Genomic DNA, 22,759 nt, shown 5'->3' on the forward strand with positions numbered 1-22,759 from the left:
GCTTGATAACCAATTATATCAGACAGGGGGATTCATGGATGGTCAATAAATTGAATGAATCTTTTCTTCATCATACAGTCCAGAAAATGGTTAAGAAAAGAAATAATTTTGGAGCGGTATTGTGTGTTGAACAAGGAAATAATGATTTTTCCTGGGTCGGTGCGGCGGGTAATATGGCGGAGCATGATCCATATTTTATTGCCAGTGTGACGAAATTATATGTTACAGCTGTTGTATTGAAATTAAGATCGGAAAGCCGGCTGCAATTGGAAGATAAAATAGCAAATTATTTGTCTGAAGATATTGTGCGGGGCATTCATGTTTTGGATAGGGTTGATTATTCGAATGAGATTACGATTAAACATTTAATCTCCAATACCTCGGGCATACCGGATTATTTTGCCTGTAAGCAATCGAATGGGAAAAAGGTGGCTTCGCAGCTTTTTAATGGTCATGATGAGAAGTGGCATTTAGAGAAAACATTGGATTTGATAAAAAAGCAAAAACCCAAATTTAAACCTGGACAAAAAGGAAAGGTTAATTATTCAGATACAAACTATCAACTGCTGGGAAGAATTATGGAGAATATTACCGGGCTAAGTATGTCAGAGGTATTTCAAACATTTATATTTGATGCGTTAGAGCTGTCACAAACGTATGTGTATGAAGATGTCCATGATACGAAGCCTGTGTCTTTATACTATAAATCCAGTGCTTTACATCTCCCGCTGTATATGTCATCCGTAACACCAGAAGGAGGTATCGTGTCAACAGCCAAGGATACGATGAAATTTTTAAAAGCTTTTTTCAATGGGCACTTTTTTCCAAAGGAGGATCTGGAGGAACTCAAACAATGGCAAATGATCTTTTTTCCCGGACAATTCTATTTTGGTGTTGGATTAGAAAAGCTGTGGACACCACGAATCCTCTCACCGTCGAATCCGATTCAAGAAATACTTGGTTTTTGGGGGCAATCGGGAGCCTTTGCCTTTTATAATCCGGAACGGGATATATTCTTTACTGGGACGATTAATCAATGCAGCGGCCTGGGTCATAGTGCAGCCTTTAAAGCGATGATAAAAGTAATTAAAGCGGTTTCTTGAAGTGGAACAATTGTATGTGCTAAGTTTAAAATAACAAAAGAAGGTAATTCCATTGAATTCAATGACTCCAACGATTCGTATGGTACTTGTTAAACTCCACGCAAAGTCTATATGATACACAATGGCGGTACTTTGTGTGGAGTGAATTATTAACCGCTCTGTTTCATTCTGACTGATCTGACAGGGACAGTTTATAGTATAGACTTTGTTGCCTTAAAATTCATTATATTTTTAAGGAGTGGAGTTAGAATGAAATATATATAAGCTGTTATACAGTTCACCCCTCGCCCTTATTAGTATGGGAGCCAATTATTTTTTCATTGCATTCGAAGGATCTTTCCTCCATTTTATGTGCCCAGACTAAGTACAGATAAGCTATAAATGAGGATGATATTGTCAATAGCAGGAAATACAAGATAGCCATTTTAGTTTCGAAAAAATGTAACATGATAGAAACAATCATAATCCCGATAATACTGCCCAGTTGACGAAGTAGATTAACTAAAGAAGAAATTTCATTGTGGTACATTTTACTCGTCGTCAAAAATGCTGTATTCATTAGCACAGGCGCTATTGCCCCGGAAAAACCTAAAAGAATGAAACTAATTAAAATGAAACTGGGCACAGCCGAAATTCCCAAATAAATGTACAATATAGCACTGCCGCAAATAATTGCAAATAAACACAGCTGTTGTGTAAATGTTTGCCCAAGCCTGTCAACTAATATTGGTGATAAAAATGAGGATATCAACATAGCTGATACGGTTAAGGGCAAAAATTTAATACCTGTCTCCAGTGAAGATAGGTATAGGTTCTCTTGGAAATAAATAGACAGAAAATACATTATCCCATATATCGAAAAATTGTATGTGAATCCATTTAATAAACTGGAAATGTTTAGCCTTGAAAACATTTGTCGTTGTATAACATGCGTAAGGTTTTGTTGAAACTTCCTGCTATAAAAACTTCCCAAAATCAGCAGCAAAAGAATTCCTGCTATTAATAAAAACGGGGTCTCATACATCCTTTTGTATTCATGAGTAATATATACAAATGTCAAAATCAACAGCACAACCATTATCTGTTCCTTCATAAATAACGATGTTTGTTCTTTTTTTACGTCTTTGATAGCTATAACTGCGGTTAAAATAATGATCAAAGAAAAAGGAATATTGATTAAAAAGACACTCTGCCATCCCCACAGCTCATTTAAAAATCCGCCGACCATTGGTGAAAATGCGAATCCCATACCTGAAGTACCTGACCATACGCCAAAAGCAATAGCTCGTTTTTTAGGATCTGTTACGGTAGATGATAAAAGTTTTGTTGCGATAGGCGCGAACAAAGCGGCACCAATTCCTTGAATAATACGAGCAATGACTAGCTCTCCATAGACATCTGATAAACCACATAATATAGAGCCAATCATAAAAATAGTAATTCCAAAAATAAATGCATTTTTTGCACCTATTCGCTTACTGATTCTGGCGAATAATAATATTAATGAAGCGAATGCCAGAACATAGCTATTGACGACCCATGATGTTTGGGAAATTGTCAAATCCATTTCTTTTCGTAATTCAGGAATAATAATGTTTACAATGTTTGTATCCAAGATAATTAAGAAAGTACCAATACAAATACTTACTAAACTAATCAGCTCTTGTTGTGAATATTTCATAGAAATCAACTCATTTCAAATATTTTTGAACTGTAATTTATTATTTCAAAAATATTTGAAATGTCAAGAGGAAAAGATTATAATAAAGCTATGAATAATATTAAAGTAACAGACGCCTTTAAAGTACTTCAGGATCCAATACGTGTTCGAATAATTGAGATGTTGCGATTTGATCAGGAAAGGAGAGTTTTTTTACCGGATACACTTGAAGCAAAAGATGGATTTTGTCCAGAGGATATATTGAATATTTTGCAAGCAGAAGATATCCATATTTCAAATACTAAATTGTCTTATCATCTCAAAGAACTGAGAAAAAATGAAATGATTTTTTTAGCGAAGGAAGGGAAAAGGAATTTTTATCTTTTTAACCAAAATGGGTTAAGACCAATTCTGAATTGGATGAATCGTATCCATAAATAAATGTAAAATCAAAGTAATTAAACAATGATTAATTACTTTATAGGAGGTTATTGTGAAAAGATATCAAATTTATCAAGTAGATGTTTTTACGCAAGAAAAGTTTCAGGGAAACCCCGCTGGAGTAGTGCCGGACGCAGAAGGTTTAGATATTAATCAAATGCAAAATATTGCCCGGGAGATTAATTGTTCGGAAACAGCATTTATTTTTCCGCCAGAATCATCTAATCATGATTTTAGAATACGGTATTTTACGCCAACTACCGAAGTTCCTGTTTGTGGACATGCCACCATCGCTGCTCTCTATGTATGGGCGCATCAAAATAATATGACTGATTTTTCAAGAATCAATATTAAAACGGGAGCCGGAATATTACCAATAGAGATTACAGAAAAAAATAATGATTATCAAATCGTTATGACGCAAGAGAAAATTGAATTTGGGTCGATCATTGAAGGAGCTGACAAAGAATTACTGCTTTCTGCTTTTGGTCTTACGCCGGATGAACTGCATAATCAGTGTCCCATTCAAATCGTTTCAACTGGACATTCGAAAGTACTGATTCTTATTAAATCAAGAGATAAGCTTAATCAATTATCTCCTAATATGAATTTGCTTGTTAAGCTTAGTAAACATATCCAATGTAATGGATACTTTGTTTTTACACTTGATTCAAAAGATACCAATATATTAACTTATGGAAGAATGTTTGCACCGGCTATCGGAATAAATGAAGATCCTGTTACTGGAAATGCCCATAGTCCTGCAGGTGCTTATCTAGTTCAACATCAGTTGATGCCATTGAAAGGGAGAACGTTTCATTTCTCAGGAGTACAAGGCGAGGCAATAAAACGTACAGGGATAGTGGATGTTACCGTTCATTGTAATGATCAAAAACCTGTACAAGTTCAAATTGGAGGTTATGCAGTTATCGTTTTTCAAGCAGAAATCACGATTGGAAATTAGATCTGCAGCCAATTCATATGGGCAATATATTATCGTCTAAATGAGCAATCCAGAAGAAGTGGAGAGAACCAGCAAATGATATATTGAAGATAAAAATAACGGAGGTATCCTGTATGAAAATGACAAAAGGAGAATTCGGCGGTGGAAATAACATAGCTTTAAAAATTCCTAAATTTAAATACAACGAGACAGTGCATTTTTATAAGGAGGTAATAAAGCTGCCATACCTGGGTTTTATGTCAGATTCACATGCCTTTCAGTTTGGTGAGGCTACACTGTGGCTGGATTGTATGGATAACTATTCTCAACAGGATGTATGGCTGGAGCTTCAGACAGACAATGTAAAGCATGCAGCAGACTATTTACAGGAGAATCAGGTTGATAGAAGAGACGAAGTGGAGTTACACGAGAATTCAGATGGTTATTGGATTTCCGATCCTTGTGGAACAATCCTTAGAGTCAATTTACGAAAATAGGAATGAAAATAATCCAGATATGTACGCCTATGCAATGTAATGGAGATTATAAACTTGACTTGCTGAACTTTATCATAAAATTGCACCAGTTTGCCTCTTTGGATATGATATTGTCTAAAGAGGCCTTTTTATGGAAAAAGTCTTAGCGTATTTTAAATCAGTAAACAGACCAAAGAAGGTTAGAAGGAAGAAAGTAGTAAAGGTAGAAAAAGAAAGATATCTTCGAAGCCCTTTCATTAAATAAGGAGGAAATAGAATGAAGATAATAGAATTACCAATTGAATTTGAATTCAACGGAAAAAAAGATTATATTTATCCCAGCTTAATTATATTGAATAACGAACTAACCCTGGTTGATGCAGGTTATCCAGATTTTCTTCCATTCATTAAAAAGGTAATTTTAATGAATGGATATGATATGAGAAATTTAAAGAATATCATTATTACGCATTATGATGACGATCATATTGGGTCCTTATATGATCTTAAAGAAATGTATCCCTGGATTAATATTATTACGAGTGAAATAGAATCCAAATACATCAGTGGTGAAATAGAGTCAGAACGGCTTGTTCAAGCCAAAGAAATGCTGACAAATATGCCAGAGGAAGAAAAAGAATTTGGTAAGTGGTTTGTAGGGCAATTAGAGAATTTAAAGCATGTTTCCGTTGATGAAAAGGTGAAAGATGGTGATATGATTTTAGACAGTCAGTGTAAAATAATAGCCACGCCGGGCCATACTTCAGGGCATATTTCACTCTATTTTCCAAACTTAAATAGTGTGATTACAGGTGATGCAGCTGTGAATGAAAATAATGAATTAGTTGTGGCTAATCCATATTTTTGTTTGGATATTTCAAGTGCAGGGCAGTCTCTGAATAAAATTAAAAATCTTCAAGCTGAACATTATTATTGTTACCATGGCGGAAAATTTAGTTTGTAGATTGGAGTAAAAACTAGTACGCAGTTTTGTTTTTGTATTTAGAAAGTGGAGGATGTCCCAAGCTGATAATATAATTACAATTTTGGGGTTATTAAGCATGAAAAATGAATGACTTCTAAACAATTGACCGGGGAACTGGAGGTTCATATTAGAAATGCCTATCGTTAGATTTGTTGTGTTATGTGCCGGAGTTGCCAATTTTCGTAATCTGGATGAGGTTTTGATTGAGACTTATATAATGCTTGTTGAGACACATGATGCGTATTTTCTTTTGTGGATATGAATTTCTTAAAAAGAGAATTTTTTTCTAAAGTATGCTCCTTTGCACGGATGTGAAAGGAGAATTTTGTATAGGATAAAAATTACATAAAATTTTTAAATCTTACTTGACAAGTAGGAAAAATCAGAATAAGATAAAGCATAATATAAATTAAATAAATGAAGAGGCTGATTGGTCAACCAAAAGCACAGAAATCTTTTTAAGCAACAATAGATTTTTGTGCTTTTTTCTTTCTCTCAGTTTTTCTTGCCAGAAGGGGGATCTGTACCTATGATAAATAATAGGAGAGCATGCGCTGAAAAAAATTTTTATTGTCATTAAACCAAGTTAACGCATATGATTAATGTGTAAAGTATGTTGATTGAACAGAAAGGAGCTGTGAAAATGAATGTACTTGAAGAGGACAAAGTGAAAACTGTTCTTCGTTTACTGGACGAAATTGAATTCGGTTCTTTAAGTATAACTGTTCATAATGGTCAAATTACTCAAGTTGATCGAACTGAAAAAAAACGTTTTGAAAATGCGAAAAAAAATAAAAAATAATTGGCTGATCAGTCGACTGAAGGCCCGCTTCTTTTATAGAAAAGCGGGTCTTTGTATTTTGTGAAATGGAAGGAGAAAATTCAATGTCAGAGGTTTTATTTTTATCAGGCAGTCCTTCTTTGGCATCACGGACAGAAGGTGTATTAAAGAATATAGAAGCTTCCCTGCAAGAAGTGGGGGAGGAAACAACGTTTTATTCCATTACAGATATTCCTGCAAAGGATCTGGTAGAAGCGAATCATCATTCAGAAGCAGTCCGTTCTATTATTGCTGCGATTGAAAAAGCTCAAGTAATAATTATTGGAACACCGATATATAAGGCTTCATTTACCGGAGTCCTTAAAGCGCTTATCGATCTGTTTCCACAGCACATTTTTGAAGATAAGACGATTTTACCTATAGCTACTGGAGGGACCATTGCCCATTATTTAGTGCTTGATTATTCGTTAACGCCAATTCTTCAATCACTTGGAGCGATTCGTATTTTGAAATCCATCTTTATAGTAGATAAACAAATTGAAAAAAACAATGATAACATTATACTGCATGATGAATCTGCAAAAGAGAGAATAGCAAAAGCGGTCCACCAGTTAAGGAGTCTGAGAGGCGGTGTCGTCAGTATTGAGTAAACGAATGATAAAACTTGGTTTAGCGGTAATGGTTATTTTGTTGATTGCAGCTTGCGGCAGTGCGGATACACAAGAAAGTGAAGCATCGGAAGCGGAGGAAACAGTCCATATCGGTCATCAAAAATTTGGGACATTAAATCTTCTGAAGGCAGAAGGAACATTGGAAGAGCGGTTGGCAGAGAGAGACATGGAAGTAGAGTGGGTAGAATTTCCTGCAGGACCGCAACTGTTAGAAGCTTTAAATGGGGGAAGTGTTGATTTTGGACACACTGGTGAAGCACCTCCTATATTTTCACAAGCAGCGGGTGCTCCACTTGTTTATATAGCGAATGGAGAATCGTCTCCAAAAAGTGAAGCGATTGTAGTACAAGAAGACTCTCCGATTAAGGAAGTCAGTGAATTGGAAGGTAAAAAAGTAGCTTTAAATCGAGGATCAAATGTTCACTATTTATTAGTAAAAGCATTGGAAGAAGCCGGCTTGTCTATAAATGATATTGAACCAGTTTACCTGGCTCCAGCAGAAGCAAGAACTGCTTTTGACCGCGGAGATGTGGATGCCTGGGCCATCTGGGACCCTTTTCTTCAATCTGCAGAAGATGACTTGAATGCGCAAATTATCAGAGATGCGCAAGGTATTGCTGATAACCGCGAATTTTTATTAGCAGAACGCTCATTTGCTGAAAACCAACCAGAAATTATGGATATTATTTTGGAGGAGTTAGAAGAAGTCGAACAAGATGTTAAAGAAAACCCGGAGGAATATGCAGAATTTCTATCGCCTCAGGTAGGGTTGGATACAGAAACATTAACGAAGGTTTTGAAAAGACGTGAATTAGGATTGCACCGGATAGAACAGAACGTTTTAGATGATCAGCAAAATATTGCTGATACATTTTATAACCTTGATTTAATTCCGGAAGAATTATCTATACAAGAAGCAAGTTTAGAAGAGGAGGAGTAATATAATATGAGTTTCTTTTGGTTTATACCTACACATGGGGATGGAAGATATCTTGGATCATCAGTTGGCGGCCGGGCGGTCACATTAGATTATGCTAAGCAGGTGGCTCAAGCAGCGGATCAATTAGGCTATGAAGGAGTGTTGTTACCAACAGGGCAATCCTGTGAAGATGCCTGGGTAACTGCAGCTTCTCTTATTTCATCGACGGAACAATTAAAATTTCTCGTGGCATTACGTCCCGGGGTAGTTGGACCGACAGCTGCCGCACGGATGGCAGCTACATTTGACCGGTTATCCAATGGCAGATTATTATTAAATGTCGTTACGGGAGGTGACCCGGTGGAGCTGGCAGGAGACGGTATTCACTTAAGTCACAAGGATAGATACAAGCTGACTGATGAATTTTTGGAAGCATGGCGTTCCATTATTACAGGAAGTACAACTACCTTTCAGGGAGATCATTACGATATTCGAGAAGCGAGAGCAAATTTTCCAAGTGTACAGGATCCGCATCCACCTCTTTATTTAGGAGGGTCTTCAGAAGGAGCAATGGAAGTAACAGCTAAGCATATTGATGTGTACCTGACATGGGGGGAAACACCAGAGCAGGTAGAGGAGAAAATTAAGAAAGTAAAACAGTATGCCTCAAAGACTGGAAGAAAAGTGAGATTTGGTATTCGTTTGCATGCAATTGTAAGAGAGACAGAGGCAGCAGCGTGGCAGGCAGCAGATGATTTAATTAAACATTTATCCGAAGCAGATATTAAAGCAGCGCAAAAAGTATTTGCACGTTTTGATTCACATGGGCAGTCAAGAATGTCCAATCTGCATAAAGGGAGCAGAGAATCTCTTGAAATCAGTCCCAATTTATGGGCTGGAGTTGGATTAGTAAGGGGAGGGGCTGGAACTGCATTGGTTGGTAATGCTGGGCAAGTTGCTGAACGAATACAGGAGTATAAGGACCTGGGGATTGAAACATTTATTATGTCAGGATATCCGCATCTTGAAGAGGCATATCGCTTTGCGGAGCTTGTATTTCCCTATTTTAATATAGAGAATGCACAGTCGGGAAAAAAAGAAAAACAATGGACCAGTCCGTTTGGCGGAATCACCGCCAGATAAAGGAGGAAGACAATGTCAAAACGTTTTCTATATCAAGTAATTCCATGGCTCATCCCCATTCTCATCCTATTCATCTGGCAGTTGTCTTCAAAGCTGGGTATATTATCGGATCGTATCCTACCAGCTCCTTTTGAAATTATAGAAGCAGCCGTTTCCCTTATTCAGACTGGAGAAATTTGGTCTCATTTATGGGCAAGTACGAGTCGTGCTGTTATTGGTCTTTTGATCGGCGGCGGTATTGGTTTTATTTTTGGATTGATAAATGGGTTATCCAGGTTATCTGCATTATTTTTTGATTCATCTATTCAAATGCTGAGAAATATTCCACATTTGGCCTTAATTCCTTTAATTATCCTATGGTTTGGAATCGGAGAAGAAGGAAAAGTATTTTTAATTGCACTGGGTGTCTTGTTTCCGATCTATTTAAATACATTCCATGGTATTCGCTCGGTTGACAGAGATTATATAGAAATGGGAAAAAATTATGGGCTGTCTAAAGTAGAAGTATTTAGAAAAATTATTCTCCCTGGTGCGCTTCCGTCTATATTAGTTGGACTTCGTTATGCTCTTGGGATTATGTGGGTAACGCTTATTGTTGCAGAAACAATTGCGTCCAATGATGGAATTGGATTTTTAGCAATGGATGCAAGAGAATTTATGCAAATGGATGTAGTCGTTTTATCCATTATTTTATATGCTTTGCTGGGAAAATTATCAGATATGATGGCTAAAACACTTGAGTTTAAATTTTTGAAGTGGCACCCCAGCTATCAAAAGTAGAGGAGGATAAAATGAGCGTGAATAATGCATTGTCTGTATCGAAGGTTGATAAATCATTTGGAAAAACACAGGTGCTGGAAAATATGGAGTTCTCTGTTAAAAGAGGCGAGTTTATTGCTATTGTTGGGAAAAGTGGTTGTGGAAAAAGTACACTCCTGCGCTTGCTGGCTCAATTAGACAGCCCTACCAAAGGAGAAGTGGTTATTCCGAATGGAGACATTATTCGAATGATGTTCCAAGACGGGCGCCTGCTTCCATGGAAAAATATAAAAGAAAATGTCATGCTGGGCTTACGGCATGAACCAAAGAAAAAAGCGCTTGAAGCCATAAAAAGTGTTCAGCTTGAAGGAAAAGAAAATGATTGGCCCAGTTCATTATCAGGTGGACAGAAACAGCGTGTCGCTCTGGCCCGTGCTCTTGTACATTCCCCCAATTTGCTGCTGCTTGATGAGCCATTAGGCGCTCTGGATGCATTAACAAGAAGAGAAATGCAGCAGCTAATAGAAGAGATTTGGCTGGAAAGAGGGTTTAGCGTTGTTCTTGTTACGCATGACATTGATGAAGCTGTAGCGTTGGCAGATCGAGTATTGGTAATTGAAAAAGGGGAAGTAGCAAAATCATATGATATTACCTTGCCGCGACCAAGGAAGAGGTCTTCACATGAATTTGTGTATCTATCAGAAAAAATTCTGGATCAGGTGCTTGGGAATAGTAGGAAGACTGAAAAATTGGTCTCTCTGGCTAAGATTTAACACATTCTGTGAAACCTGTTTTAAAGCTTGCTAATGAAATAAAGACCAATAATTCGCAATCAAGAAGAAATCTAAAGCGCTCCGATGTGATAAGCTTAAGAAAAATAGGAGGAAAGTATATGAAGATTCAACGAATAGATCATATAGGTATCATCGTAAATGATCTTCCTGCTGCTAAAGCCTTTTTTCTTGAGCTTGGACTTAGAGAGCTGGGGGAGGCTGAAGTGCAAGGTGAATGGGTGGAACAGATTATTGGGGTTCCTGATGTGAAAGAAACGGTAGCTATGTTTGAGGTGCCGGGTGGGGAAGCAAGGATAGAGCTCGTTAAATTCCATTCGCCATTAGATGAAAATGATGTTCAGCATCCGCTGCCAAATACACTGGGACTCCGGCATATTGCTTTTGCTGTTGAAAATATAGAAGCTATTGTTGCCAAATTGGAAAAGGGAGGCGTAGAGATTTTTGGTGAGATACAAAACTATGAGAATGTTTATAAATTATGCTATATTCGCGGGCCGGAAGGGATTATTTTAGAGCTGGCGGAGAAAATTGGATAAAATAGAATGACAGGTAATCAGCTGAGCAATATATATTCCTGAAAATAAAGAAAAGCCTTTTTTCAGGAATATATATTACTTCTTTTTAGAGGTAAAGTGAATGAATTTTCATAGTTGCAAAATCTATGAATATGGATTTCCACCTCCATTACTCCATCAGATAGCTTTTAAATGCTTGAAATTCTATCATACCCTCCTTATCGCAATCTTCCCGATGATATCAGGTAATAAAAATCATATAACCTATTTTGGAGTACCCCTTAACTATCGTATTTATGATGAAGGCGCCACCACTGATATGGCTTTGTTTTCGGCCATCCATCCGGTGAGTCTTCCCAGGTTTCCTGGCGTCCCAAAGGTGTCAGGTCCAGGAATGTCCAGTTACTGCCGAGTGTCTCGATACCGCGCCCTGACGTAAAGTAGGTTTGATAAATACTACTGCCGTCACGGAGGAAGACACTAAGACCGAAGCCTGATCCAGCTCCACTATCTGTGTTAAAATCTGCATGACCAAACGTGGAGTACCATGGAATTGTCCACTCCATTTGTTTCTGTACCTGCTCAATTTCAGCATAGGGTGCGCGAGATATAAGCGCGAAGGAAGTGTCACGGGCATGCAGGTGGGCAAGGTGGCCAATGTTGTCTACAAACATCGAGCATCCAGAGCAGGGTGCTTCATCTCCTGGCTCCAGCATAAAGTGATAGGTGAGAAGCTGACGGCGTCCTTCAAATAAATCTAATAAACGAATTGTACCATTTGGACCTTCAAGCATGTACTCTTTGTCCAAAGGAACCATTGGCAGCCTGCGGCGTTCTGCAGCCAACGCATCTCGCGCACGAGTGGCTTCCTTTTCTTTTTTTAGCAATTCTTTGCGTGCAGTATGCCATTCATCACGGGAGACAATCTCGGGCAACGCTGTGTTCTTTTCGGGCATGATGAATCTCTCCTTTATCAGTAAATGATATGATGCTCCATATAGATATGCACTGTTTTGATGCTTCTTCATCTTAGCATTATTCGTTTATATATAATTCTTCTCGATTGCTATATTGCTGTTTTGGATCAAATCAACGTTAGCCAGTACGGTGACTGTTGAGATGATGCCTAATTTTATTTTTTACGCATAGATAATGAAAAGAAGATGAAATTTTTTTGCAAAAAAATTCTAAAACAAAAAATCGCTATTAACAGTAAATTAACAGCGATTTTTTATTTCAAAATAAGTTATATTGATAAAACTTACTGAGAAATATTAATCTGCACGGGATGTTTCTAAATACATCCTCCAATAATATCCGTGACTTTTCATTAATTGTTCATGCGTTCCAATTTCTTCTATCCCATTATCGGAAAAAACATAGATCCGATCCGCATTTTTAATCGTGGAAAGCCGATGAGCAATTACAATTGTTGTTCTATTCTTAGACAAACGCTCTAACGAATGTTGTACGATACGCTCACTCATATTATCCAGGGAACTCGTTGCCTCATCAAAGATAACTATTTTCGGATTCTTTAAAAAGACCCTGGCAATGCTAAGCCTTTGCTTCTGCCCGCCGGATAACTTGGCTCCTTTTTCTCCAATGACGGTTTCATAGCCATCGGGCAGCTTCATTATAAAATCATGCGCGTTTGCAAGCTTAGCTGCCTCTATAATACTTTTTTTATCTGCATCCCAATTTCCATATTTTATATTGTCTATCACTGTACCTGAATACATATATACATCCTGTTGAACGATACCTACCTGTTCCCTTAATGCTGTAAGCTCAATCTCTCTGACATCGATATCGTCTATTTGTATCTGTCCATTTTGTATCTCATAAAACCTGGGGATTAGCGATGCGATTGTTGATTTTCCTATTCCTGATGGACCAACGAAAGCAACATATTCACCTGCATTTATTGTAAGGTTTAAATGACTAATTATATTTGTCTCACCATAACGAAACGTGACATTTTTAAATGCTATATTTCCACGTACATTATTTAATTGCTGTGGATTTGGCTGGTTTTTAATAGCTGGATCGATTTGTAAAATCTCATAAAATCGATTAAAGCCGGAAATTCCTTCTCTATATTGAACAGTGAGTTTAACAAACACTTGAATGGGTGTTGTGATATAAGTTATATATAAAATAAACGTCAATAAATCAGTGATTGTAATATCATTTTGCAAGATTAACACGGAACCGATGACAATAATAACAATAGGGAGCGCTTGCACAAGAGAACCTGTTAATTCACTATAAAGTGCTTCATTTTTATGAACAGACTTTTTAATGTCAATAAGAAGCTTATTATAACGCTTATACTGCTCCAACTCACTTTTCTCATTCGTAAATGCCTTTGTAACCCTGCTTCCATTTAATGAGCTTTCAAGAAACCCATTAATTTCTCCTGTCATTTCCTTGTCGTTCTTATAAACATGATAAAGCTTTCTTTGAAAATACCATGTGATGCCTAAGAAAATGGGTACGAAAAGCAGCAGCACGAATGTCAGCTTCATACTAATAAATGAAAGGATGATAATAGCGCCGGCAAACCTCAATATATACATCAGGAAGTCCTCTGGGCCATGATGATATAACTCTGACAAATTATACAGGTCATGTGTTAATCTGGATAACAAATTACCTGAACTATTATTATCAAAAAATGCATGCGGCTGTTGATGAATGTGGTGAAACAGCTCTTCACTCATATCTTTTTCCATTCTGTTCCCCATCACATGCCCGTAATAATCTACAAAAATATGTGCGAGAAATTGAATGAAGATGAACACCAGCATTAATCCGCCTAATAAATAGATAAGAGAAATATTTTCATTGGAAAAGTTACTTAATAAATTATCCGTCATATATTTGATGATTAGCGGAATCGAGAGTGTAATAATTGTGACTAATAGAGATGCCGATAACGTTCCCGCAAAAATATTTTTATAGGGTTTATAATACGATATAAATTTTTTAAATTTCATTAATTATCTCCTTAAATTGTTTGGTATTGATTTACCAATAAATTAAGGAAATCTATTTTATTAGTAAATCAACATCGTAAATACTCCACAAAAGTTCCAGATTGACGATTGATCATTGTATTTATTTTATTTAACCTCATTATTTTTCCCTCCAGACTTCTATTTGATTGCGTTTATTATAACAATCTAAAAATATCGGTCAATACCGTAAATGATTATAATTTTATTATGAAAAATGTTGATCTATCCGTTGAAATAAAATACGTTTAACCTGATAGATAAAAAGAAAATACAGATGATATCATGCTTTACGATGTAAATAGCGTCGGAACCTGGTAATTAGCAAAATTGCTCTGAAAAAGCTACTTCAATTTTCCCCTTTGGATTTGATTAGCAAAAGAGGCATTTTTGCGTCAAATGGTTAAGATAGTACACACACCTGTCTTATTGATTAGAATTATTCCGCAAAGCTCCGTAATCTTTATACAGAATTTTCAGCACTTCATACATATACCTCTGCATGTTATAACATTCCATCCCGCAGATTTCCGTTCCTTTGCCATAATATAAGTGAAAGGAGATGGTGAATATGCTGATGATTCAAAACGTAACGAAGCGTTATGATGATAAGACAGAAGCTTTAAAAGATATTTCCATGATCATTCCCGGAGGAGCCTGCTATGGGCTGGTCGGTCCCAACGGCGCAGGAAAATCCACATTAATTAAAATGATTACTTCCATTATTCGTGACTACAAAGGAAAAATTGAATGGAATGAAAACAGAATTACCGATAAAACAAAACAGAAATTAGGATATGTACCACAGGATATTATTTTAGAAGAAGATATCTCAGCAGCCGGCAATTTACAGCTGTTCGGCAGACTATACCATTTAAAAGGAAGCAGGCTGAATCAGCGGGTAAAAGAAGTGCTGGCACTCATTGGTCTCAGCGAAAGAAGCAAGGATAAAGTATCCACTTTTTCAGGAGGGATGAAACGCAGGCTGAATATTGGATGTGCACTGATGCATAACCCGGAGCTGATTATCATGGATGAGCCGACTGTCGGTATAGATCCGCAATCAAGAAAGTATATTTTTCAAATGATTGATGATCTGAAAACAGCTGGAAAGACAGTGATCTATGCCAGTCATTATATGGAAGAGGTTGAAAAACTGTGTGATTATGTCGCATTTCTTGACCAGGGAGAGATGATTGAAAATGGTGCTATAAATGAATTACTCCAGCAATACGCTGTTCCCTCGATTTATATTAAAGGAAGTGGCATTCCACAGGACAAATTAGAACAATATGGAACCGTTTCACTGGAGGATGGCGCATTTATACTTTATACAGAAGAAGCCCTGCAAGCAATGGAGCGTATTATCTCCTACTGCAGAGAGAATCGTATTGGTGTAGAAAGGCTGGAGCTTGTTCACCCCCGGCTGGAGGATGTCTTTTTCAGATTAACCGGGAGTAGCTTGAGAGACTAAACAGGGAGGTGTTACAATGAATGCAATGATGATCGTTGAGTTAAAGAAGCATTTACAGGATAAAGGGCTTGCTTTTTGGATGCTGATTCTGCCTATTCTATTTACTGTTTTATTTATTTCCATATTTACAACAGGTGATAATGAAGCAGTCAATCAAGAAATTATTCAGTCGATTGTGCCGGGGTATATCGTTATGTTTGTATTTTTTATTATGATTTCGATGGTCCAGGTATTTATTAAAGACAGGGACAGAGGGATGACAGCCAGACTTGCAAGCACACCGCTTAAAAGCTATTATTACTTGCTTGGAAAGTGGCTTCCGTTCATGTATATCGTGATTATTCAGATTGTTGTGTTATTTTTGTTTGGAAAAGTAGTTTATGATGTTTCACTGGGACAGCCAATCATTTTGTTGATTTTGTCCTTGTCCATTATGTTTACAGTGACAGCAATTGGACTCGCACTGACGCTTACTGTAAATACAGAAAATATGGGAATTGCAATCACGCAAGTCATTGCTCTCGGTGGAGCAATGCTGAGCGGGTTATGGATACCGCTTGAAATGATGCCGGACTTTATGCAGACAATTGCCCGTTTTCTGCCGCAGTATTGGGCGCATCAGTCTTTCCAGGATGCCATGGCAGGAACCACTCAAGCGTCGGAGCTTCTCCAAACGTTGGGAGTATTATTTGCAATTGGGCTGGCTGCATTTATTATAGCCATCGTCCGCTACCCATATTTTCTGAAACGAGCAGTAAACTAGCAGGAGATGTGGAGCGCATTTGGAGGGGATGGAATGAAAATAAACATCGATATCGATGATAATCATGAAGAAACGCGGATAACAATCCAAGCGAAGGAATGGACACAGGAGCTGGAGGAAATCGTGAATATTATTAAAAAGAAAAAGCAGCAGCGCTTACTCGGTGTCGATGAAGAGCAGACTATTCTTCTGGAGCCACAGGAAATTGATTTTATTCATGCTGAAAAAAGAAAAATATATGCTGTATCCAAGGATTCGCGTTTTGAAGTGAAAATGAAGCTGTATGAAGTGGAAGAATTCCTGGTTCCCCATGGTTTTATGCGTTTTTCAAAGTCTGTTATCGGAAATATTCATCGTATTGAAAAATTTGAAGCGTCTTTTAATGGAAATTTATGTGTTTATTTTCAATCCGGCAACAAGGAATATATTACACGGAAATATGTCAGTGCAATTAAAGAAAAACTAATTCAGGGAGGGCAGTAAAATGGTACTTGAAGTTTTAAGGCGTTCTATGCTGGGTGTGGCATTTGGCGGTATATTTACGTTTATTGCCCTCACGATTATGAAATTGAATGCATTTGAGGCGACTGTCTCCGAAATTTGGATGCATATGGGAGCAAGTATGTTGTTAGGAATCTATTTTGGTATATCCAGTTTTATTTTTGGAGACAGCGGCAGCCACCTTATTAAAAAGTCGATTATCCACTTTTTCCTTTCGTATAGTGTTTGGCTTATTATCGCTGGTATGGTTGGATGGATCCCGCTTAATGGACGGGTTATTTTATGGAGTACGTTGATTTTTATACTGATGTATGTCATAAACTGGTTCGGATGGTATCTTTACTTTAAAAGAGAGGAAGCCGCATTAAATAAATATTTGCAGAAAAATAAATAACAGAAATCGTATTTCTCATAAAAGAGCTCATTTTGATAAAACATTCAGAATGAGTTCTTTGTATTTTTCTGGTATTATAAAATACTTCTTTATCAATACAAATAATTTTCTAATATGTTAATATAGGAATATACGTTCTTGTTGGGTTGTGATTAAAAATAAGCGGTAGGGTAAGCATGACTGAAACAAAATATGAATAAGTGTGGAATCTGGATAATTTATTTCCAGACGGAAGTGAGTTGCTCTTATTTAATAAGTATGCAAAACAATTAGAAAAGGAAATCACTAAACTTGAAGCGAGATTAAGTCTCTTTGATAATCTTTTAGAGGTAAATGAATTTTCCTGATAAACTGTCTCGTTTAATGAGGGAATAAGAATACAGGATTAAACTTTTTTATGAAGATAAAATATGGAGGGTTTATCATGTTAAAACTGTTTCAATATAATTGGCAGGTTCGTGACGATTGGTTTAAGTGGTGTGAGAATGTTTCTGAAGAAGAATTATTAAAGAAGCGGGTGGGAGGTGCAGGCAGTATACTCTATACTTTGTTTCATATTATAGACGTTGAATACAGCTGGATTTTAGAATTAAAAGGTGAACCGTGTCCTGAGGAACCGCTATTTGAATCTTATGCAAGTTTGCCAAAAGTAAAGGAATTTTCAAGGAAGTGCCGCCAGGAGGTCGAACCTTTTGTTGCTTCCTGGACCTGCGAAATGGAGCGTCAAATATTTTCAGAAACCGACTCCAGCAGGAAAGTAGTTTGTTTTAGGTATGGAGAAGTTATGCGTCACGTCATTGCGCATGAAATACATCATATTGGTCAGCTGTCTGTATGGTCACGCGAGCTGGGAAGAGCACCGGTAACTGCAAATTTCATTAGAAGAGGATTATTTGAGGAGTAGGATTTCTTCATATTCTCTGCTGACATGATTAGATTTAAAAGGAGAACAGTATATGAAAAAAGAAAGTAACTAAAATCAGAAAGGAGCAGCTTTCAAATGAGTGATAAATTATTGAGAGTTGGAACTGCTTATATTCCAGTAACAAATGTAGAGCAATCAGCTGAATGGTATATAAATAAATTAGGTGCAGCTTTATCTTATAAAGATGAGGACAAGGCTATTTTAAACCTTGCAAATCAAAGTTTTTTCCTGGTAAAGTCAAGCGAAAGGCAAAACTCTAATTTTACTGATATTTATGGCGAAGAACGTTTTTCCTTAACATTTGAAGTAGACGGGTTAGCATCTCTGCAAGCGCTGCATGAAGAATTAATAGCAAATGAGGTTAGAGTTGGAGAGATTGAAAACAGAGGGCATACAGGAAGGAATTTTGTTTTTTATGATTTAAACGGTAATAAATTTGATGTGTGGAGTGAACTTAGTCCGCATTTCAAAGAAAAATATTTAGAAGGAAAATAGTAATGAATTTGCCAGGAATTATAGTTATAGAAAAGAACATTCCAGAAAGAAATTATTCGATAAAACACTTTCTATATACATATAACAACCTCTCTTCTCAGGAGGAAGAAAGTAAAATTGGCTTATCAATAAATCCGTTATAACATACAAATACTCAGTCATCCGGTCGATAGTTATTTTCCATAGCTCTTTTATGATTTAATGCGTGCAAATCATAATTCAGTCTTTTTGTACACAACAACCCTCTTATGATAATATAATCATGGACAAATGAAAAGTAAGCAGAGTCTATATCTGCTTTATCATATTGGATAAGTATGTAATCCATTATCCAACCATACATGAGAGGATTGAAATTGAAAAATGGCAAATAATTTTTGGCGTGATTTACCACGACCGTTTTTTATATTGGCGCCGATGGAGGATGTAACGGATGTTGTTTTCCGTCACGTTGTAAGTAAAGCAGGCCGCCCGGATGTATTTTTTACAGAGTTTACGAATACGGAGAGCTATTGTCATCCTGAGGGAATTTACAGTGTGCGGGGACGTTTGACTTTTACAGAGGACGAACAGCCGATGGTTGCGCACATCTGGGGGGACAAACCGGATAATTTTCGTGAAATGAGCATTGGAATGGCGGAAATGGGATTCAAAGGTATCGATCTTAATATGGGATGTCCTGTGCCGAATGTTGCTTCTAAAGGAAAGGGGAGCGGACTGATTCTTCGCCCGGAAGTAGCTGCGGAAATTATCCAGGCTGCAAAAGCTGGCGGAATCCCTGTCAGTGTCAAGACAAGGCTTGGTTATTCGAATGTAGATGAATGGCGTGACTGGCTGAAGCACGTATTCGAGCAGGATATAGCGAATCTCTCCATCCATTTGCGTACCAGAAGAGAAATGAGTAAAGTCGATGCACATTGGGAATTAATTGGAGAAATTAAGAAGCTTCGTGATGAAATCGCTCCGGATACGATGCTGACGATTAATGGAGATATTCCAGATCGACAAACCGGATTAGAGCTTGTAGAAAAATATGGTGTCGATGGCGTGATGATTGGGCGAGGTATTTTTAAAAATCCATTCGCATTTGAAAAAGAGCCAAGAGAGCACAGCAGTGAGGAATTGCTGGACCTGTTACGGTTGCAGCTGGATCTGCATGATAAATATTCAGAGCTGGAGCCTCGTGCCTTCAAACCATTACGCCGATTCTTTAAAATCTATGTCCGCGGGTTTCGGGGTGCTAGTGAATTAAGACATCAATTGATGAGTACGGAAACAACGGATGAAGTTCGCGAATTGCTGGATACGTTTCATGTGGAGAAGGAAGAAGTAACTCAATCATAATAGGGAGGCTATCTGATGGCTAAACATCGTATATATACCATGAGCTTCGCAAGTGTTTATCCGCATTATCTTACAAAAGCAGAGAAAAAAGGACGCACAAAGGAAGAAGTTGATGAAATCATTACTTGGCTGACAGGCTATAGTCAGGAAGAGCTGGAAACGCAAATTGAAAAAGAGGCGGACTTTGAAACATTTTTTGCCGAAGCTCCACAGCTGAATGCTTCCCGCTCCCTGATTACAGGTGTGATTTGCGGGATGCGTGTCGAGGATATTGAAGAGCCGCTGATGCAGGAGATTCGTTATATGGATAAGCTGATTGATGAATTGGCGAAGGGGAAGGCAATGGAGAAGATTTTGAGGAAATAATAATTGAGATGGAGAGACACTGATTCTGAAAAAGTCAGTGTCTTTATTTATTGAGGATTTCTTTTGTTATAAATACTATCGACTGTATTTTTAAGTGGTTTAGTAATTCCAATGATATAAAATGGTATAAATATCACGCTTCATATTATCTAACATGTTTACCTATTTTAGTTTTGGAATTTTTGAGAGGAATTACTCTGTTTTTTGTCAGGTTACTCCGTTATAGGTGCTAGAGGGGGAGGGAAAATATTAGATGTTTCACGTAATTAATCCTTATGTCGTGGTATAATAGTATTGTTTGTTGTCATTGGAATTGTACTACTAAGAATAGTCTGGGTATACGTATCAACTAAGATGAGCAAAAACCATTGTGTGATTTGATATAGTAAAATATGGTTTTCAATCTTTATTATTGATTTTGAATAAATCTTTATACCTAATTAATTTGAAGGGCTTTTCTGAATCGAGCAATTCTGGTGATTGACTATATATATATTACATAATGGGAGGATTAGCATGAAAAGATTGAATGTAAAGTCTATTAAAATGAAACTGATTATTTCTTCAATACTGCTTTTAACGGTTCCAATTATTGTACTCGGCTTTTTCAGTTACCAGAAGAGTTCTGACAGTTTATCTGAATTAGGAGAGACGAACTTAAAAAATAGCGTGGTGATGACAGTTGAATTAATTGAAACATTAAATAAAGCTGTTGAGAAGGGCGATTTGACGTTAGCAGAGGCACAGGAACAGGTGAAAGAATCCATCTTAGGTGAATTGAATAGTGATGGAACACGTCCGATTAACGAAAATATAGACTTAGGTGAAAATGGTTATATGTTTGTTTTGGACGATGAAGGTAACCAAATGGCGCATCCTTTTATGGAGGGAGAAAATGTTTGGGAATCCATCGATCCGAATGGGGTGTATTCAACGCAGGAACTTATTAAAGCAGGGAATGATGGCGGAGGTTTTGTTTATTTTGATTGGCCGGTAAATAATGATGAAAATTATATCGAACCGAAAGTGTCCTATTCGGAAAGAGATCCACATTGGGGATGGACGGTTGTATCGGGTACCTATATGATGGATTTTAATAAGCCTGCTGATGCTATTTTATATAATATTGTTTTAATAACGGCAGTAACTTTGGTTGTGGGTATGTCTGTGATTTGGATCTTTGCGAATAAGATTGCTGGGCCCATCGATAAGGTGTCAAAGCAAATGGACTTACTGGCTGACGGCGATCTTACAGCAGATGATATCATCGTTAAATCAAATGATGAGGTTGGAAGATTAGCTGATTCCATGAATCATATGCAGAACAGATTAAGAGATTTAGTATCCAATGTATCTGATGCGTCTAATAGAATGACAGGTCAGAGTGAAGGGTTAATGCAATCATCGAATGAAGTGAAGGAAGGGTCAGAGCAAGTAGCGATCACTATGCAGGAACTGGCCACAGGCTCGGAAAAGCAGGCGGGCAGTGCAAGTGACCTATCAAATGCGATGCAAAATTTTGTTATGGAAGTGGAAAAGGCGCATGAAGCAGGAGCGCAGATTCATGAAACATCCGGCAATGTATTGAATTTGACAGAAGAGGGAAATCAGTCGATGCAGGTATCTAAAAAGCAAATGGAAAAGATTGATCAGATTGTGCAAGATGCAGTAGGAAAAGTAAAAGGCTTAGATGCACAATCACAGGAAATATCCAAACTGGTCATTGTTATTAATGACATTGCTGAGCAAACAAATCTCCTTGCCTTAAATGCAGCTATTGAAGCAGCAAGAGCTGGTGAACATGGAGCAGGATTTGCCGTTGTTGCAAGTGAAGTGAGAAAATTGGCCGAACAAGTTTCTAATTCTGCGAAGGATATTACTAAAATTGTGGCTAATGTTCAAAGTGAATCAAATGCGGTAGCGGAATCCTTGCTGGTCGGGTACAAGGAAGTGGAAGAAGGAACGAACCAAATTGAGTCGACCGGGGAGAAATTCAATGGTATTAATCAAGCTGTAATGGAAATGGTTAACAATATTAGAGCAGTAACTGAAAACTTAGCAACGATTGCGGAGGACAGTCAGAAAATGAATCGTTCGATTGAAGAAATTGCAACGATAGCAGAAGAATCTGCGGCAGGAATTGAAGAGACTTCCGCATCCTCGCAACAAACGAGTGCCTCCATGGAAGGTGTGGCCCAAAGCTCAGGTGAGCTTGCTAAGCTAGCAGAAGAGTTAAATGGATTGGTAACGGAGTTTAACGTGTAAATCCTGAAGTTTGGCATTGGAA

Annotated in this window: 25 protein-coding genes; 22 read left to right on the forward strand and 3 right to left on the reverse strand. The window is 37.4% G+C overall.

The features are described 5' to 3' along the window. The first annotated feature begins 38 nt into the window (after nucleotides 1-38). Nucleotides 39-1,103, forward strand: coding sequence for a serine hydrolase domain-containing protein (locus tag FLK20_RS05225; RefSeq protein ID WP_152655504.1), 1,065 nt, complete (start codon nucleotides 39-41; stop codon nucleotides 1,101-1,103). 277 nt (nucleotides 1,104-1,380) lie between these two features. Here the strand turns inward: FLK20_RS05225 and FLK20_RS05230 are convergent, their stop codons facing one another. Further along, entirely contained in the window at nucleotides 1,381-2,784 is a 1,404-nt protein-coding gene (locus FLK20_RS05230; RefSeq protein ID WP_152655505.1) for an MFS transporter, read from the reverse strand. 60 nt (nucleotides 2,785-2,844) lie between these two features. Here FLK20_RS05230 and FLK20_RS05235 point away from each other — a divergent pair, with 60 nt between their 5' ends. The 12 genes from FLK20_RS05235 to FLK20_RS05285 all read left to right on the forward strand — a co-directional run bounded on the left by FLK20_RS05235 (nucleotide 2,845) and on the right by FLK20_RS05285 (nucleotide 11,211). Beyond that, on the forward strand, nucleotides 2,845-3,204 hold the full coding sequence (locus FLK20_RS05235; RefSeq protein WP_152655506.1) for an ArsR/SmtB family transcription factor: 360 nt from the start codon (nucleotides 2,845-2,847) through the stop codon (nucleotides 3,202-3,204). A gap of 52 nt (nucleotides 3,205-3,256) precedes the next feature. Then, entirely contained in the window at nucleotides 3,257-4,168 is a 912-nt protein-coding gene (locus tag FLK20_RS05240) for a PhzF family isomerase (protein WP_152655507.1), read from the forward strand. Nucleotides 4,169-4,281: 113 nt separating this feature from the next. Beyond that, the gene (locus FLK20_RS05245; RefSeq protein ID WP_152655508.1) at nucleotides 4,282-4,644 is read left to right on the forward strand and encodes a hypothetical protein; all 363 of its coding nucleotides are present in this window, start codon (nucleotides 4,282-4,284) and stop codon (nucleotides 4,642-4,644) included. Between the two features lie 256 nt (nucleotides 4,645-4,900). Then, nucleotides 4,901-5,587: an MBL fold metallo-hydrolase gene (locus tag FLK20_RS05250; RefSeq protein ID WP_152655509.1), complete on the forward strand. Its 687-nt coding sequence runs from the start codon at nucleotides 4,901-4,903 to the stop codon at nucleotides 5,585-5,587. A 154-nt stretch (nucleotides 5,588-5,741) separates the two neighbouring features. Further along, the gene (locus tag FLK20_RS22090) at nucleotides 5,742-5,870 is read left to right on the forward strand and encodes a hypothetical protein (protein ID WP_255473808.1); all 129 of its coding nucleotides are present in this window, start codon (nucleotides 5,742-5,744) and stop codon (nucleotides 5,868-5,870) included. A 381-nt stretch (nucleotides 5,871-6,251) separates the two neighbouring features. Beyond that, entirely contained in the window at nucleotides 6,252-6,410 is a 159-nt protein-coding gene (locus FLK20_RS05255; RefSeq protein WP_152655510.1) for a YezD family protein, read from the forward strand. An 83-nt stretch (nucleotides 6,411-6,493) separates the two neighbouring features. Continuing rightward, nucleotides 6,494-7,039 carry an NADPH-dependent FMN reductase gene (gene ssuE, locus FLK20_RS05260; RefSeq protein WP_194165534.1) on the forward strand — a complete coding sequence of 182 codons (546 nt, stop codon included), beginning with the start codon at nucleotides 6,494-6,496 and terminating at the stop codon, nucleotides 7,037-7,039. Beyond that, entirely contained in the window at nucleotides 7,020-8,000 is a 981-nt protein-coding gene (locus tag FLK20_RS05265) for a sulfonate ABC transporter substrate-binding protein (RefSeq protein WP_370453165.1), read from the forward strand. The genes ssuE and FLK20_RS05265 overlap by 20 nt, the downstream gene beginning before the upstream one ends. 6 nt (nucleotides 8,001-8,006) lie before the next feature. After that, nucleotides 8,007-9,122, forward strand: a complete 1,116-nt coding sequence (gene ssuD, locus FLK20_RS05270) for an FMNH2-dependent alkanesulfonate monooxygenase (protein WP_152655512.1) — start codon at nucleotides 8,007-8,009, stop codon at nucleotides 9,120-9,122. A gap of 12 nt (nucleotides 9,123-9,134) precedes the next feature. Then, nucleotides 9,135-9,902, forward strand: a complete 768-nt coding sequence (ssuC, locus tag FLK20_RS05275) for an aliphatic sulfonate ABC transporter permease SsuC (protein WP_152655513.1) — start codon at nucleotides 9,135-9,137, stop codon at nucleotides 9,900-9,902. An 11-nt stretch (nucleotides 9,903-9,913) separates the two neighbouring features. Continuing rightward, nucleotides 9,914-10,654 (forward strand): ABC transporter ATP-binding protein, encoded by a 741-nt coding sequence (locus FLK20_RS05280; RefSeq protein WP_152655514.1) that lies wholly within the window; start codon nucleotides 9,914-9,916, stop codon nucleotides 10,652-10,654. Nucleotides 10,655-10,773: 119 nt separating this feature from the next. After that, nucleotides 10,774-11,211, forward strand: a complete 438-nt coding sequence (locus FLK20_RS05285) for a VOC family protein (protein WP_152655515.1) — start codon at nucleotides 10,774-10,776, stop codon at nucleotides 11,209-11,211. Between the two features lie 260 nt (nucleotides 11,212-11,471). On the opposite strand, the gene FLK20_RS05290 is transcribed toward FLK20_RS05285, so the two are convergent. Both FLK20_RS05290 and FLK20_RS05295 read right to left on the reverse strand, forming a co-directional pair. Further along, nucleotides 11,472-12,125 (reverse strand): DUF899 domain-containing protein, encoded by a 654-nt coding sequence (locus FLK20_RS05290; RefSeq protein WP_227994857.1) that lies wholly within the window; start codon nucleotides 12,123-12,125, stop codon nucleotides 11,472-11,474. 339 nt (nucleotides 12,126-12,464) lie between these two features. Continuing rightward, nucleotides 12,465-14,192, reverse strand: coding sequence for an ABC transporter ATP-binding protein (locus FLK20_RS05295; protein ID WP_152655517.1), 1,728 nt, complete (start codon nucleotides 14,190-14,192; stop codon nucleotides 12,465-12,467). A gap of 589 nt (nucleotides 14,193-14,781) precedes the next feature. On the opposite strand from FLK20_RS05295, the gene FLK20_RS05300 reads away from it, so the two are divergent. From FLK20_RS05300 to FLK20_RS05340, 9 genes are all read left to right on the forward strand, one after another. Next, on the forward strand, nucleotides 14,782-15,684 hold the full coding sequence (locus FLK20_RS05300; RefSeq protein WP_152655518.1) for an ABC transporter ATP-binding protein: 903 nt from the start codon (nucleotides 14,782-14,784) through the stop codon (nucleotides 15,682-15,684). A 16-nt stretch (nucleotides 15,685-15,700) separates the two neighbouring features. Beyond that, nucleotides 15,701-16,447: an ABC transporter permease gene (locus FLK20_RS05305; RefSeq protein ID WP_152655519.1), complete on the forward strand. Its 747-nt coding sequence runs from the start codon at nucleotides 15,701-15,703 to the stop codon at nucleotides 16,445-16,447. 33 nt (nucleotides 16,448-16,480) lie between these two features. Continuing rightward, entirely contained in the window at nucleotides 16,481-16,930 is a 450-nt protein-coding gene (locus FLK20_RS05310; protein WP_152655520.1) for a LytTR family DNA-binding domain-containing protein, read from the forward strand. A 1-nt stretch (nucleotide 16,931) separates the two neighbouring features. Next, the gene (locus FLK20_RS05315; RefSeq protein ID WP_152655521.1) at nucleotides 16,932-17,342 is read left to right on the forward strand and encodes a DUF3021 domain-containing protein; all 411 of its coding nucleotides are present in this window, start codon (nucleotides 16,932-16,934) and stop codon (nucleotides 17,340-17,342) included. Nucleotides 17,343-17,766: 424 nt separating this feature from the next. Continuing rightward, nucleotides 17,767-18,246, forward strand: coding sequence for a DinB family protein (locus FLK20_RS05320; protein ID WP_152655522.1), 480 nt, complete (start codon nucleotides 17,767-17,769; stop codon nucleotides 18,244-18,246). A 96-nt stretch (nucleotides 18,247-18,342) separates the two neighbouring features. Continuing rightward, nucleotides 18,343-18,762 carry a VOC family protein gene (locus tag FLK20_RS05325; protein WP_152655523.1) on the forward strand — a complete coding sequence of 140 codons (420 nt, stop codon included), beginning with the start codon at nucleotides 18,343-18,345 and terminating at the stop codon, nucleotides 18,760-18,762. Between the two features lie 363 nt (nucleotides 18,763-19,125). Continuing rightward, nucleotides 19,126-20,106 (forward strand): tRNA dihydrouridine synthase, encoded by a 981-nt coding sequence (locus FLK20_RS05330; protein WP_152655524.1) that lies wholly within the window; start codon nucleotides 19,126-19,128, stop codon nucleotides 20,104-20,106. A 15-nt stretch (nucleotides 20,107-20,121) separates the two neighbouring features. Further along, the gene (locus FLK20_RS05335; RefSeq protein ID WP_152655525.1) at nucleotides 20,122-20,472 is read left to right on the forward strand and encodes a DUF2200 domain-containing protein; all 351 of its coding nucleotides are present in this window, start codon (nucleotides 20,122-20,124) and stop codon (nucleotides 20,470-20,472) included. A gap of 516 nt (nucleotides 20,473-20,988) precedes the next feature. Next, nucleotides 20,989-22,737, forward strand: a complete 1,749-nt coding sequence (locus FLK20_RS05340; protein ID WP_152655526.1) for a methyl-accepting chemotaxis protein — start codon at nucleotides 20,989-20,991, stop codon at nucleotides 22,735-22,737. The last annotated feature ends 22 nt before the right edge of the window (nucleotides 22,738-22,759 follow it).

Source organism: Oceanobacillus sp. CFH 90083, from assembly GCF_009389585.1.
In the GTDB taxonomy this organism is placed as follows: domain Bacteria; phylum Bacillota; class Bacilli; order Bacillales; family Amphibacillaceae; genus Oceanobacillus.